The 14,046-nt window shown below is 41.9% G+C and carries 12 protein-coding genes; 2 read left to right on the top strand and 10 right to left on the bottom strand.

Translation table 11 applies throughout. The features are described from left to right. Positions 1 to 43: 43 nt before the first annotated feature. The 7 genes from BRLA_RS22710 to BRLA_RS22675 all read right to left on the bottom strand — a co-directional run bounded on the left by BRLA_RS22710 (position 44) and on the right by BRLA_RS22675 (position 8,382). On the bottom strand, positions 44 to 922 hold the full coding sequence (locus BRLA_RS22710; RefSeq protein ID WP_003335352.1) for an IS3 family transposase: 879 nt from the start codon (positions 920 to 922) through the stop codon (positions 44 to 46). Beyond that, complete coding sequence (locus tag BRLA_RS22705; RefSeq protein WP_003335353.1) at positions 919 to 1,227, bottom strand: transposase; 309 nt, start codon at positions 1,225 to 1,227, stop codon at positions 919 to 921. The genes BRLA_RS22710 and BRLA_RS22705 overlap by 4 nt, the downstream gene beginning before the upstream one ends. 91 nt (positions 1,228 to 1,318) lie before the next feature. Further along, positions 1,319 to 1,675, bottom strand: coding sequence for a (2Fe-2S) ferredoxin domain-containing protein (locus tag BRLA_RS22700; protein WP_003338834.1), 357 nt, complete (start codon positions 1,673 to 1,675; stop codon positions 1,319 to 1,321). A 1,476-nt stretch (positions 1,676 to 3,151) separates the two neighbouring features. Beyond that, complete coding sequence (locus BRLA_RS22690) at positions 3,152 to 3,397, bottom strand: hypothetical protein (RefSeq protein WP_003338829.1); 246 nt, start codon at positions 3,395 to 3,397, stop codon at positions 3,152 to 3,154. Between the two features lie 141 nt (positions 3,398 to 3,538). Then, positions 3,539 to 4,789, bottom strand: a complete 1,251-nt coding sequence (locus BRLA_RS22685; RefSeq protein WP_003338828.1) for an efflux RND transporter periplasmic adaptor subunit — start codon at positions 4,787 to 4,789, stop codon at positions 3,539 to 3,541. 25 nt (positions 4,790 to 4,814) lie between these two features. Further along, entirely contained in the window at positions 4,815 to 7,943 is a 3,129-nt protein-coding gene (locus BRLA_RS22680) for an efflux RND transporter permease subunit (protein ID WP_003338827.1), read from the bottom strand. A gap of 22 nt (positions 7,944 to 7,965) precedes the next feature. Next, a complete protein-coding gene (locus BRLA_RS22675; protein ID WP_003339765.1) occupies positions 7,966 to 8,382 on the bottom strand; it encodes a MarR family transcriptional regulator in 417 nt (138 codons plus the stop codon). 202 nt (positions 8,383 to 8,584) lie between these two features. Here BRLA_RS22675 and BRLA_RS22670 point away from each other — a divergent pair, with 202 nt between their 5' ends. Then, positions 8,585 to 9,781, top strand: coding sequence for a sensor histidine kinase (locus BRLA_RS22670; RefSeq protein ID WP_051876169.1), 1,197 nt, complete (start codon positions 8,585 to 8,587; stop codon positions 9,779 to 9,781). A gap of 5 nt (positions 9,782 to 9,786) precedes the next feature. Continuing rightward, positions 9,787 to 10,503, top strand: a complete 717-nt coding sequence (locus BRLA_RS22665) for a response regulator transcription factor (RefSeq protein WP_003338824.1) — start codon at positions 9,787 to 9,789, stop codon at positions 10,501 to 10,503. Between the two features lie 117 nt (positions 10,504 to 10,620). Here the strand turns inward: BRLA_RS22665 and BRLA_RS22660 are convergent, their stop codons facing one another. The 3 genes from BRLA_RS22660 to BRLA_RS22650 form a co-directional block, all read right to left on the bottom strand. Then, positions 10,621 to 11,826, bottom strand: a complete 1,206-nt coding sequence (locus BRLA_RS22660; protein WP_003338823.1) for an MFS transporter — start codon at positions 11,824 to 11,826, stop codon at positions 10,621 to 10,623. A 71-nt stretch (positions 11,827 to 11,897) separates the two neighbouring features. Next, positions 11,898 to 12,773, bottom strand: a complete 876-nt coding sequence (locus tag BRLA_RS22655; RefSeq protein ID WP_003338822.1) for a LysR family transcriptional regulator — start codon at positions 12,771 to 12,773, stop codon at positions 11,898 to 11,900. Positions 12,774 to 13,159: 386 nt separating this feature from the next. Then, positions 13,160 to 13,852: an SDR family oxidoreductase gene (locus BRLA_RS22650; protein WP_003338820.1), complete on the bottom strand. Its 693-nt coding sequence runs from the start codon at positions 13,850 to 13,852 to the stop codon at positions 13,160 to 13,162. Positions 13,853 to 14,046: the final 194 nt, after the last annotated feature.

The raw sequence follows: 14,046 nt of genomic DNA, 5'->3' as shown, positions 1-14,046 counted from the left end.
TGATCTTACCCCTGTCAAGTAGACAACTTTAAACAAGCCCCATCTAGGCAGCCTGAGTTCGGTATTCTATCGGACTCAGGTTTTTTAATCGAGATTGAAACCGTTGCTGATTATAGAAATTAATGTAACCGTGGAGAGCTTCTTCCACTTCTTTATCTGTTTGAAACGAATGAAGATACAAACACTCTGTTTTTAAATGCCCAAAGAATCCCTCAATACAGGCGTTATCTAAACAGTTACCTTTTCTAGACATACTTGCTACGATTTTATATTTCTGAAGGAACTGGTTATACTGCTTTGAGGTGTACTGATATCCTTGATCACTGTGTAGGAGGACTCCGTTTACATCCCGCTTTTTAAGCGCTAATTTTACGGTATCCATTACAAGCTGTAAATCATTACGTTTGCTTGTTTTGTAGGCAACAACTTCGTTGTTATACATGTCGTATATGACCGACAGATAAAGACGGCGACCATTAAATAGTATGTAGGTAATATCTGTAGCCCATTTCTCATTTGGCCGTGAGGCGTAAAAATTTCGATTCAGCTTGTTTTCGGAGATAACAACCTTCTCTTTGCGCCCAAAGAATTTTCGTTTTTTACGGATTAGCGCTTGTATCCCAAGTTCCTTCATGATGCGATACACACGTTTATGATTGACTTTTAGTCCGTACCTTCTAAATAACCACACTTTTATTCGGGGATACCCGTAAATGCCTTTGACCTCTTGATAACACTCCATGATCATTCCTCTTAATTTTTCATTTACCAATTGTTTTGAGGTGGGGTGTTTCTCATGAGAAAGCCACTTGTAAAAACCACTACGAGATACTTTCGTAATTTTACACAATAAAGTAATAGAATACTTTTTAGACAATTCTTTAATAAGCTCGAAAAAACAGCGTTTATCTTTCGGTTTCACCTCTTTTCTAGACCTAGCCACTTTTTTAAGAATTCGTTCTCTGCACGTAATCGAACTATCTCTTCCTCCGTACTCTCTGGCCTTGTTCGTGGTCTTCCTCTAAGAGGATTTTTTGTTCTCCCGCGTTTTTCATCTAGTCCCTGTATACCTTCCTTTCTATAATGATCAACCCATCTTCTTAAAATAGAAGGGTCACTAATGCCGAGATCCCTTGTAAGTGTTTTGTACCCTTGTTCACCGCTCAAATAAAGCTGTACGGCTTTTAGCTTAAAATTCTTTGAATATGTTTTTCTAATTTTCCCCATAAAAAATTCCCCTCCTAGTTAATACAGTAAGGGGTCTTGCTTCTTACTGTCTACTAAAAGGGGATAATATCAGATTTGGGAGTCTGTTCTTTTATTTCTTTACCCCAAGCGCTACGGTTTCATTTCTAACAAATCCGTCGCCGGAGTATCTATGGCTAATTTTAGCCTGATAATGCTGTCCTTGGACAAGATGTTCGACAATCTCTTTCGCATCCTCAGGCTGAACATTTTGATACCAAACTCCATCTGGATACACAATCAAGACACAGGCATCCTCACAGCGTCCATTACATCTGGTCCGGGTTGTATGAATCTGTTCATCTGCTCGCTGCCGGGCTATTTCCTGACGAATCGCCACAGTGACTTCTTCGCCACCTTTTCGCATGCAGCTACCACCATTACATAGCAGGATATGGTGCTTTGTTTTCGATAAATCCCATGTTGCCATAACCTTCCCCCTTCTAGTTTCCCCTTATTGTATCAGCATTTCACTGAAAATGATTTCTTATTGAAATGTTTTGGAGAGTTTGAGCACATCCTTACCGTTTCTTTTTTGGTACATATATGTACAGAACAGATTAATATGCCATATCTTTGTAAGCAAAAATGGAGAACTGGGTAGATAGTGGATTATTGATTCTGTTTTCCTACAATACCTGAATGTAATCAGATGAATTGAATTGGTTTTATCAAAACTGTAAGGAGCTGTTAACATACTAAAAAAACCGTCAGAAGAATCTGACGGTCTTAAGCTTTATCATTCACGAGACACTAGCATAAAATTATTAATAAACCCATTCTCCTGTAAAAAGACAGGTTCTATTTTTTTCGTAGCAAAATCGTAATAATAAATCCCGCGCCCCTTGTTAACATCTTGTTTTGAAGTACTGCCCAGATAATAAATACCCTTAGCGTCATGGGAAAGATAGACATCACTTCTAGACGAAATGGGGAGATCTAACTTCCTTCTTTCACCAGTCTTACTTTCCACCAGACTATATTCGATAGGACCCCAAATGCTTTCGCAAGTACGTTTCGGACATTAACCCATTTTTGTGTTCAGGATAATCAATTCTACAGCTGCCCCCATATCATAACTATCATGGTTAGAAAGGAGATGGGTTTATGGACCCAATTGAACACCATCGGAGGAGAATGCACCATCATTTAAGGCATGCCGATCACTTTCGCTCTTTAAGTATGATGCATCGGCATCACCCGGCCAGGCGTCACGAGTTTGCTCACAGAGAGCATTTCCATCGCATGAGAGCGCATCACCATAGAATGATGATGCATCACCATAAGAGAATGATGCATTCACATCACTAATAATTGCACCAAAAGCTATCTGATTGGGAATCGTTGTTGATTTAATACTATCTATTATCGTGTGATTATTTATGATTCCTTTTGAATTTTTACCTCTAGTTGTTGACGGATTTGCTCAACAATGCGTCAACAACTAACCTTTATATTCATTTATGTGTCTTGAAAGTTGTTTTTGTAAAAGAAAAAGTCGTTTCCTAAATGTAAAGGAGACAACTTTCTTGATTAAATGATATATCAACCTACTCCATCCTTCACAAATATCCATCCAAAATTATTGTAAATAACTACTCCTTCTTTTTTTGTTTTGCTCCTCAAGCAAATCTACTACCTTTTGCAACATTTTTATGGTTTCATCGTGTTTTTTATCAAATTTACGAGAAAAAAACCTATATATCCACACAATTACGAATACGATCAGAAACAAAAAAAATAATTGATATAATGAAGAGATAATACTAAATTCCAACGAAAACAACCTCCTTTTTAATATGTTCCATAAATGTTTGTTTATATAAAACTTTATGATGAAACAATCTTACGCAGGAATTATACCAAATAGAGGGATAATTATAAATGTAACGCCTAGTTTAGCATTTTAAAATGTACAGTAGCTTCTTTGGGGGTAAACTGACGTCGTAATCGTATCTATTGAATGAGAAAACAGGTTACGTACCACCTTTTTAAACGTATAGTCTCGTTTCGGGTCAATTTCCTTACGTGCTTGTATGGCTTTGTTGGGAGTTGTCTGATCGATTTCACTTACTTGTAATTTCACATCAGCAGAGACAAGCTGCTTTGTCTTCTTATCAATAATGACTGTAGCTCGCTTTGAGCCTTCCATAGTGATGGCTTCTTGCTCTCCTTCTTCAAAGGAGCTAGTAGCTTGAATTATCCCTATATTATTTCCATGAAAAAAGCTGTCACAATAGAATGTGACAGCTTTTTTCGAGAGATGATTTTGTCTGTATCTTTTCGGTTATTCTTACTTTTGGATCGTTACCTTACTTCCATCCTTCAACAGTGTCTGTCCTTTTACGACGACTTGTTGATCTGCCTTAATTCCTGTCAGGATTTCGATGGATTCGCTAGAGCCTTCTCCTGTGGTTACCGCGACTTGCTTTGCTATCTCGCCTTCTACGATGTAAACATACTGCTTCCCATCGCGATCGAACACGGCCTTGCGAGGAACAACTACCTTTTCCTGTCCTTTTCCTTGTTGCCCTACTAGATTCATGTTCACAACCATATCTGCTTTCAGCTCGTTGTTTGGATTAGGGATTGATATTTCGATGGGATAGGCTTTGAGCTGTTGATCCATCACCGGGCTGACAGCCGTTACTTTAGCTGTCATTTCTTTTCCCAATGCCGTGATATTCACTTTTACCTCATCGCCAACCTTCACCTGTGAAATATCCTGTTCAGATAAATTAGCCTTCACAACAAGTGGGTTGGTATTAACTAATGTGACAATAGGGCTTTGTGGAGAAGCCACCTGTCCAACCGCTCCATTCACACTTGAAATGTACCCGCTGAAAGGAGCTTTTACTACTGCATTCCCCAGTTGTGTCCGAGCATTTTCCAAGCTCACAGCCGCTTGCTTAACAGAAGCCTCTGATACACCTACTGCTGACATTTGTGTGGCAGCTTTCAGGCCTTCCTGTGCATTGGCAACCGCTGTTCTTGCATTAGCAAGCTGTGTATTTGCTTGTTCATATTGTTGTAGAGCAATTGCGCCTTGATTAAATAGCGTTTGCATCCGCTGTTGATTTCGTTCTGCATCCTGTAGGGCTGTTTGGGCTTGGCTCAAGCTATTCTTCGCTTGTTCAAGACCTTGACTGGAGCTATTGCCTGCTTGATTTAAATTCGCCTTAGCTACCTGATAAGCCGCTTCTGCCTGTTTGATCGAATTGATCACATCTTGTTCATCTACACTAAACAAAGTTTCTCCTTGTTTTACATATTGTCCTAAACGAACAGGTAAGGAGGTGATTTTCCCAGACAATTTTGGACTTAACTGCACATCCTGACTAGGCGCTAATTTAGCCGTAAAGCCTGCACTAGAGGAAACTGTCCCTAGCTTAGACATTTCAATCTGAACCGGTGTTACGCTCTCTGTCTGTTCTGTCGGAGTATTCTCTGCCGCTTGATTCGAACACCCCGCTACCAAGAACAGGGCGGATGCTGCTACTAGAATCATTTTTTTATTCATCGTTGTTTTTGCTTTCAATTTCATTTCCCCCTCCTCTATCTCTTCGCCTTTACGACTGCGCTACCGCAATAGCTGCTTGTTGTTTCTTTAGTCGCTTTTGTTCTTTCTTGTGTTTACGTTTAGAAGACCAATCATCGAACCAAGTATACACGACTGGAACCAACACTAGGGTAATGAGCGTAGCAAAGCTTAATCCGAAAATAACTGTGATCGCCATCGGAGCTTGAGATTCACTACCAGAGCCTGTGGCAAAAGCTAATGGACCAATTGCTAGAATGGTAGTCAATGTCGTCATGAGAATGGGACGCAAGCGTACAGGCCCTGCTTCCAAAATCGCATCCCTTACACTCATACCTTTGTCTCGCAATTGATTTGCATAATCTATTAATACGATGGCGTTATTAACGACCAAACCAATCAGCAGAATATATCCAATGAACACGGACACACTGATCGAGGTATTGGTAAACAACAGGCCAAGCATAACCCCTGCAAAGGTAGGCGGGATAGAGAACATGATAATAAACGGCGTATATAAGGATTCAAATTGGGCCGCCATTACCATATAAAGTAGGACGACTGACAAAATAACAGCCAATCCAAGACTACTAAAGGACTCCATCATATCTTTACTCTCTCCGCCGTACTCAATTTTATAGCCATCTGGCAGGGAGAGCTTGTCTAGCTTCGTTTGTACATCCGTAGTGACTGAGTTCAGATCACGTCCTGCTAAATCACCTGTGATTTTTACTTCACGAGTCTGATTCGAGCGATTAATCGTTAGCGGTGCCTCTACTTTTGTCACCTCTGCAACAGAAGACAACGCTACCTGTGCGCCACCTGGTGCAGTTATGCGCAAGCTATTCAAGTAATTCGTATCTTCCTGATACTGCTCGGGCCATTTTAATTGCACATTGATTTCATCATCACCCGTGCGATACTTTGTCACCGTCTGTCCGTTAAATGCTGTACCCACAGCCGTTAAAATCTGTCCAGAGCTTAGCCCATACATACTTGCTTTCTCTGCATCGATTTTCACTTCAAATTCATGCTGCGTATCATCTAAGGTGGTCACCACATTACTGGTTCCCGGGACACTGATTACCTCTTGCTTAATAATCCCGCTCACATCTTTTAGAACCTCGATATCATCACCGCGTAAGGTAATCTGTAAAGGCGATCCTGTGGACATACCAGCAGATTGTTCTTTCACCTTAATTTCAGCACCCGCAATTGATGCTACCTGCTTACGCAAATCTGCCATTATCTCCGGAGTGGAGCGTTTACGATCCTTTACGTCGACCAGTTTTAAATCAACGGTTGCTTTATTAGAGGTAGAGGTAGCCACGGCCGCTGAACCACCGCTACCAATCGAGGTGCTCAGAATATCCAGCTCCGGTACTTGCGCCGCTATCTTTTCCACTTGTTGGGCTACCTTCTTTGTTTCTTCCAAAACACTACCGTTAGGCATCTTAATATCAATTGTAACTTGTCCCTGATCCATCGATGGCATAAACTCTGCCCCAACCAATGGAGTCAGCGCTACAGAACCTATCATCATGGCAACCGTAACAATCGCTACTGTTTTCCGGTGATTCAGCGAAAAATCTAACAGCCTTTTATAGCCTTTTTCTACCTTGTGAAATCCAATATTGAACCAGATTACCGGGTTCATTCCACGATATCCTTCCCGATTGTTATGCTCTGGTACTTTTTTGAGTATCCGTGAGCTTAACATTGGTACTAGGATAATGGAAAAGACCAAAGCGGCAATGTGAGAATACACAACGGTTAGAGCTAAGGGTCTAAAAATTTCTGCTGCAATACCATCAACTAGTGCAATTGGCAGGAATACACATATCTGCGCCAAAGCAGAAGCCATTACAGCAGTACCCACTTCCTTGGAACCATCTAACGCAGCTTCTACCATGCCTTTCCCTTTTTCCCTTTGTCGGAAAATGTTCTCCAGCATTACGACCGCGAAGTCAACCAGTGAACCCAGTCCGAGTGTCAGCCCTGATAGGGAAATCAGATTGATCGTTTGGCCGGTCGCATACATCAGCAAAAAGGTGGAGATGATCGAGATGGGTAGCACGATGATCGCAACAATCATTGATTGGAAGCTACCTAAGAAGAAGAACAAAATAATAATCCCAAACAATCCACCGAACAAGGCATGCTCTGCTGTGGTGTAGATTGAATCTTTAATAAACGTGGACGAATCCAGCGTAGTTGTTAGTTGTAACTGGGAAGGTAAGGTCTTCTTAATCTCTTTCAATTCCTGACTTACAGCATCCGCTACCTGAATGGTATTTCCACCAGATGCCTTTGTAATGGTAATGCCTAAGCTTGGTTTCCCATTAACGTAACTGAACTGATTGATTTTCGCCGTAGTATCGTTGATGGTAGCAATATCTTGCAGGCGAAGGGAGCCATTTCCCATGCGAATAGGTGTTAGTCCGATTTTAGCTACACTATCGTACTCACCCTGAACTCGAATGTTATATTTGCCATCTCCTTCACGTACGGCACCACCTGAACCGGACAGGTTGTTGCTGGCAATCGCCTGCTGAATTTGGTCGATGGTTAATCCATACGACGAAATTTTAGCAGGGTCGAGCACCACATCCACCACGCGATCCTGACCACCGACCAGATTTACTCCAGCTACACCATCAATTCTTTCTAAGCGGTTTTGAATGGAGTCCTCTGCTATCTTCTTCAATTGATTGACATCATCCTCGCCTGTTAGGGCAAATGTCATAATCGGCGTGCTATTCGGATCAATCCGCAGAACCTGTGGAGATTTCGCTGAGGATGGGAGCAGTTGTCGCACTCGATCAACCTTCTCCCGCAATTCCAATGTAGCTTGATCTAAATCGGTCCCCCAATTAAAGCTGAGAATAACCTGTGATGCTCCTTGAATCGAAATAGATGATACTTCCTTTAAATTAGCAACAGTTCCTACTGCACTTTCTATCGGTTTCGTTACTAGCTTCTCTACCTCGCTCGGCGCCGCGCCATCCACAGATGTCACGACAACGGCAACTGGAAAATTCAGCTCTGGATACAAATCAATAGCCAATTTCGGCAGAGAAACGATTCCAAAAATCATGACTGCCAGGGTCAACATGATAATGAGAACAGGTCGTTTGACCGACACTTCAGATATATTCACTCTTTTTCACCTCACCAATGTCTTAACTCGTTATTCTTTTTTTGGTTGTATACATTTCTTGCAAGACATGGAGGGATGAAATCATCTGAGTCGTCTGTTGCTCAAACGTCTCCATTTCCGCTTGGCGTCCCGCGAATTCATTCGCATGATCGAATCGTGGGGACATCGCAACCCAAACCAATCGTTTATCCTTTTTATCCTTGAGCCTTATGACGATGTTATCTCGTTCTAGGCGATCAATTAATCCAGATACCGTACTGTACGAAAGACTAACAGCCTTGCTGATTTCCCCAATGGTTTTCGGGTCGTGCACAATTTGCTCCAGAATCAGCACTTGCTGCCAGGTGATATCTTTGCTTTCGAGTTCTTCACGTGTGATCCATGTAAAAAGGGCACTCGCTTCTTTGAGAAGCTTCGCCATGGTAATCAACTCTTCCATCCAAGCCACCTCCTGCCGTTAATCAATTGTTCGCGATACGAAATGTCACAAGTTTCATTGTAGCGGCAAGTTGAAATAGGCAAATCTACCGAAGGATGGAAAACCGTAGCACTGGCTCGTCTATCTAGAGATAGATGACACCCCGTGCTACAATAGAATATGAACAAACGATCGAAAAATTTGAAGAAGGGTGGGCTATTCTTTGATTGATAACATAACTAAGGCCCTCCGCAAACGACTCTTATTGGTCTGGTTCTTAGCCTTATCTCTTTTGACATGGCTACCAAACTCCTATAATCATGAATCACCTATACAATTTGTGTTTTCCGTATTACTGTTCTGTGGGTATTTGATCTTATTTTGGACCTCCTCTATTCAACTGCCCTCCATAAAAATGACTGTCATTCTTTTACTAGTCGGGGGCGTTACCCTATTTAAAGGCATTTATCTGGGTCCTGAGGGGTTTGGCATGATCATCCTGCTTGGGATTATCATCGGCCTGCGCATCGATAAAAAATATTCGTTACCATTAGCCACCTTTTTTGGAGTGGTTACCTGTGTATTACTCATCTGGATCACTCATAGCTACACCACGCATGTTGCTCCTTTTTTACTTTCCTTTATTGGGTGTTATCTGGGTGCACGCGGGTATCGTTCCCACCATGAAGCGTATCAATTAAATCAACAGCATTTAAAAGAATTGCAAATCGCACATACAAAACTACAGGATGCACATAATGAATTGCAGGAAATGACTGTAAATACATTGCAAGTAGCCGTGTTGGAGGAACGAAATCGAATCGCGCGTGATATTCATGACTCGTTAGGTCACAGTCTTACCTCTCTCATCGTGCAGCTACATGCGCTTACCTATATGCTGAAGTCTGGACCAAATGATGCACAGACGGCGGTCAACAATATGTTGGATGTAGCGAAGCAAAGCTTGGAGGATATCCGCGGCTCCGTTCATACCCTTGCAGTCGACAAGCGGACGTTTGGCTTAACGCCATTACAAGCTCTTTTGTCGCAAACAGAGAAAAATACGGACCTGTCCTGTACGTTTGTCACGAATGAGGAAGAGATCGATTTAACAAACGAGGTAACGATTGTTTTTTATCGAATTCTACAAGAAGCGATTACGAATACATTGCGTCATTCCAATGCCACCGCCATGTGGGTTGAAATTAGTAAGATAGCTGATTCCATCGTTTTATCCATTCACGACAACGGCCAAAATCGTTCTCAGGAAGGGGTTGAACCTGGTTTTGGTTTATCTGGCATGAGAGAACGTATCACGAAAGTAAACGGAACGCTGAAATATCAGATGAGGGAACCATTTGGCTTTGAAATTACTGCAACAATTCCTTACCATCATTCATCTTTAGAAGGGAACACATAGCTGCTATGGTAGATCATAAACATCAAAAGATTCGAGTCATGCTGGCAGACGATCAAAAGATGATCAGACAGGGTCTTGGGTATGTCATTAATGTTCAAGAGGATATGGAGGTAATTGGAGAAGCGGCGGATGGAGAAGAGATTATCAATCTAGCTTGCGAGCTGAGGCCTGATGTCATTCTCATGGACGTACAAATGCCCAAGTGTACAGGTATTGAAGCGACACGCGAAATTGTAAAACATGTACCGAAAGTGAAGGTTCTCATATTAACGACATTCGATAACCATGATTACGTTGTGGATGGCATTCTAGCAGGTGCGGTTGGTTATATGCTAAAGGATGCTGATTCCAAGGAGATGCTAGACTTAATTCGCCGTGCTTACAATGGGGAAGCTTCTTTTCACACAGCAACGGCTGCTAAGGCATTAGCTGAGGTATTAAAGAAACAAAAATCGGAAACGACCGCCATACCTCATGCTGACAAACCACAGGAAGCTTTTTCGCAAGAGAATCATCTCGTACTGCTAGATGAACTTACAGAACGAGAACAGGATGTGTTGCAGCAATTAGCGTTTGGCTTTCGCAATGATCAAATCGCTCAAAATCTCTTTATCTCGGAAGGCACGGTAAAATCCCATGTCCATCGCATTTTACAAAAGCTAAATGTCGATGATCGGACACAGGCAGTAGTCCTAGCGCTACGGCATAAATTGGTAAAGTAAATTCTATCTAGAGATAGATGACAAGTGCCCTGATGTTAGAAATGTGAAAAGGACGGAGCCGCAATGGTTCCCGTCCTTTTTTATCTGTGTAACATTTTATTTTGCAACACGCAAAAATTACTGAATACGTAATGCTGCTGGAGACTGCTCTACATGAGAGAGCTTCATAAGCAATACGAAGGCAATCACGATAAAGCCCCCAATCATTCCAACAACTCCGGCCCATCCAAATAACGACCAGAACAAACCACCAAACGTCCCACCTAAACTCGATCCAGCATAATAGAAGAATAGGTACAAGGAGGAAGCCTGTGCTTTATCATGAGTAGCTAATCTACCTACCCAGCTGCTGGCGATCGAATGCCCGCCAAAAAAGCCAAATGTAAAGATGGCAATTCCCGCAATTTTACTAAATAAATGAGGCTCCAATGTAAGTCCAATGCCCCCAAACATAATAACTAAAGACATCCACAGCATTTTAGCGCGCCCAAGTCTGTCTGCCATCTTGCCCATCCAAGTAGAGCTAAACGTACCGACTAAATACACAATAAAAATCCAGCCAACGATTGTTTGCGAAAGGGAATATGGCGGCTCAACCAACTGATAGCCGATGTAATTATATAACGTCACAAAGCTGCCCATTAGCAGAAAGCCAAGTCCATATAAATAAAGCAAGCGTTGGTCCGTACAATGGCTCCAGAGTGATTTTGCTAATGTCTTTACTTCTAGTTTGCGCGGTGAAAAATGTCTGGAGGGTGGAAGCATAATCCAGAACAAAATCGTGCACAAGAGGCTCAACACACCAATTCCAATCAGAGCCACATGCCAGTTAAACAAATCGGTTAGCGTCCCTGTGATGATTCGTCCGCCCATTCCACCAATCGAATTTCCGCTTATATATAGCCCCATTGCTACGCCTAAGCTATTTTTGTCAATTTCTTCACCCAGATAAGCCATGGCAATAGCCGGTAACCCAGCGAGAACCATTCCGACCAGTATTCGAATGCCAAGTAATATTTGAAATTGATAGCTAAATGCCGTACACACTGCCAACAACGAAGCTCCAATCAAGGAAACAATCATAATCGGTTTGCGTCCCCACGCCTCTGACAATGAACCGAGAAATAACAAACTTATGGCTAAAGCCATCGTGGTTACAGATAAGGAAAGACTGGCCAGCGTTGGAGAAACCTGAAATTCCTTCGTGAATTCAGGTAACAAAGGCTGTGTGCAGTACAGAATAGCAAATGTATTTAACCCTCCTGCAAACAACGCTATGTTGGTTCTGCGAAATGCGCTTGACCCTTGCTTGATATAACTCATGGTGTAAATCCTCTCTCTTTATTATTCAGTTAGAAAACGTAGCTATGGGTTCCGTTAATGTCTTAAACAGATTAGATATAATGTTCCTTTACAAATGAGATGAACCTTCTTGCAACAGGAGACAAATAACGCTTTTCTTTCCATGCGAGTCCAATGGTTCGTTCACAGCCTGGATCTAGCACACGTAAGAGTGATACCTTCGATTTATCCAGCACGTTTACATCTGGAACAAGACTTACTCCCAATTTAACGGCCACCAGACCAGCTATTGTAGCAATCTCCTCTCCTTCAAAGGTGATAGCGGGAGTAAAGCCAGCTTGCTTACAAAGCGTATCGGTCAAGGTTCGCAGACCATACCCCTGCTTGAAGGAAATAAAAGGTTCATTGGCAATCTCCTTTAGCTCGATCTGTGTCCGATTTGCCAAAGGATGCGTCTTGGAAACAATGAGAAACAGCTCCTCTGTAATTAAAGGCTCCCAATGCACCTCATCTATTGGCTCTAACATGGAAAACAGGGCAATATCAATTAAACCCGTTTTGAGCTGTTCTACAATCTGATCCATGGATGCTTGATGTAAATGAAAGCTGACCTGTGGATATTGCAGACGAAACGAACGAATAAATTCGGGGACTACTTCAATTCCTAAGGAATGTAAAAAAGCGATCTGTATTTTGCCGTGATCAGGGTTAATCAGGTCCTGAATTTCCTGCTTCCCCTCTTCTATCTCCTGAATGGCTCGCTCCACTCGCTTTAAGAATAGCTCCCCGTATTGATTTAGCACGATATTTCGCCCTTTTCGCTCAAACAAAGGCGTATTTAACTCTTCCTCCAAACGAGCAATTGCTCTACTTAAGGCGGGTTGGGACACATTTAACAGCTCTGCCGATCGTGTAATGTGCTGCGTCTGTGCTACCTTGCGAAAATATAAAATTTGTTGCCACTCCATTAGTTACGTCTCCGTTTTGTTTTCTTTTGTCTTTTGTGTATCATACTTCATGTTTGTCATGACTTCAATTTACGTATTTGCATGATATTCATGCGTTTGTGTTATGAATGAAGCAAAGCATCCAAAAGTCATCGGTATTGGCCCATGCGTTCGTGCACGTAAAATCGCTGTAAAATCAAGGTTAGCGCAATGGACGCACTGTCTGTCATTGCTAGTAATGATTTGGGCCATTTTCGTCGTAAAAGAGAATAAAAATAGACACGCTTTCTCTCAATTTAGAGATGAAAGGTGTCTCAATTAGCCAATGCTCTCTTCCTGTAGACAAAGAGAACAGCAAGGATATTTACACAATAGGCTTGTCCGCCACTACAATCAGATGATTCATTTTATTTTTGGTTTTGAATGACCACTTCAGATACCACTAGGCGTTGTCTTGGCTTTACATTTGCCATAATAACATCAGCAACATCATCCGGTTCCATCAGGTGCTTCATGCGTTCTTCTGTGAAAATACCATCCCAGAATTCCGTTTTCATGCCTCCCATGTAGATTCCGACTACTTGTATAGGCGTCTCTTTTAGCTCAATGGCTAAGCTCTCTGTAAAGCCTCTCACACCAAATTTGCTGGCACAGTAGACAGACTCATTTGCTTTTCCTACTTTGCCGGCCGTAGATACGATATTAATGATCGTTCCGTAATTCTGCTCTTTCATTTGCTTTACTACTGCCTGAGTACTAAAAATCGTTCCTTTTAGATTAATATCAATCATGTGGTGAACAGCTTCCTCGGTGAGGTTTTCAGCCAAATCAAAGCTTCCTGTCCCCGCATTGTTGATCAATACATCAATTCTATTATACGCATTGAGAATGGAGTCCATGATTTTCATGATGGCTTGTTTATTCGCAACATCGCCTTCGTGGATAGAATAACTGCCAGTCAATTGCTCAGCTATCCGTTCAAGCTTTGCCTTGGTTCGTCCAAGCAAGCAAACATGAAAGCCTTGCTCCGAGTAACGTTTCGCTAAAGAAGCACCTAACCCGCTTCCTGCCCCTGTAATCACAACAACCTGTTTGTCCATACTTTTTCACCATTCCCTCGTACAATATCTATCCTTGTTCAGCCCGATTCATCTTCAAGACTTCATGTGAAATCGTGTATAATGGGCTTATGGATTATAGTGTATCATGCTTTTTATCCAGCTATAACAACTAGTTGCACTTACAAAATTGACATAACAAAAGGCATTTTCGTATCATCATTTATACTAAGTTA

Source organism: Brevibacillus laterosporus LMG 15441, from assembly GCF_000219535.2.
Lineage (GTDB): Bacteria > Bacillota > Bacilli > Brevibacillales > Brevibacillaceae > Brevibacillus_B > Brevibacillus_B halotolerans.
The sequence above is the reverse complement of the archived record's forward strand: the minus strand, read 5'-3'. Positions and strand labels throughout refer to the sequence as shown.

Bases quoted from the DNA above. Each gene is read 5' to 3' on its own strand.
- BRLA_RS22705 (WP_003335353.1), bottom strand. From the start codon at position 1,227: ATGGGGAAAATTAGAAAAACATATTCAAAGAATTTTAAGCTAAAAGCC.
- BRLA_RS22675 (WP_003339765.1), bottom strand. From the start codon at position 8,382: ATGGAAGAGTTGATTACCATGGCGAAGCTTCTCAAAGAAGCGAGTGCC.
- BRLA_RS22700 (WP_003338834.1), bottom strand. From the start codon at position 1,675: ATGGCAACATGGGATTTATCGAAAACAAAGCACCATATCCTGCTATGT.
- BRLA_RS22650 (WP_003338820.1), bottom strand. From the start codon at position 13,852: ATGGACAAACAGGTTGTTGTGATTACAGGGGCAGGAAGCGGGTTAGGT.
- BRLA_RS22660 (WP_003338823.1), bottom strand. From the start codon at position 11,826: ATGAGTTATATCAAGCAAGGGTCAAGCGCATTTCGCAGAACCAACATA.
- BRLA_RS22655 (WP_003338822.1), bottom strand. From the start codon at position 12,773: ATGGAGTGGCAACAAATTTTATATTTTCGCAAGGTAGCACAGACGCAG.
- BRLA_RS22685 (WP_003338828.1), bottom strand. From the start codon at position 4,789: ATGAAATTGAAAGCAAAAACAACGATGAATAAAAAAATGATTCTAGTA.
- BRLA_RS22690 (WP_003338829.1), bottom strand. From the start codon at position 3,397: ATGGAAGGCTCAAAGCGAGCTACAGTCATTATTGATAAGAAGACAAAG.
- BRLA_RS22665 (WP_003338824.1), top strand. From the start codon at position 9,787: ATGGTAGATCATAAACATCAAAAGATTCGAGTCATGCTGGCAGACGAT.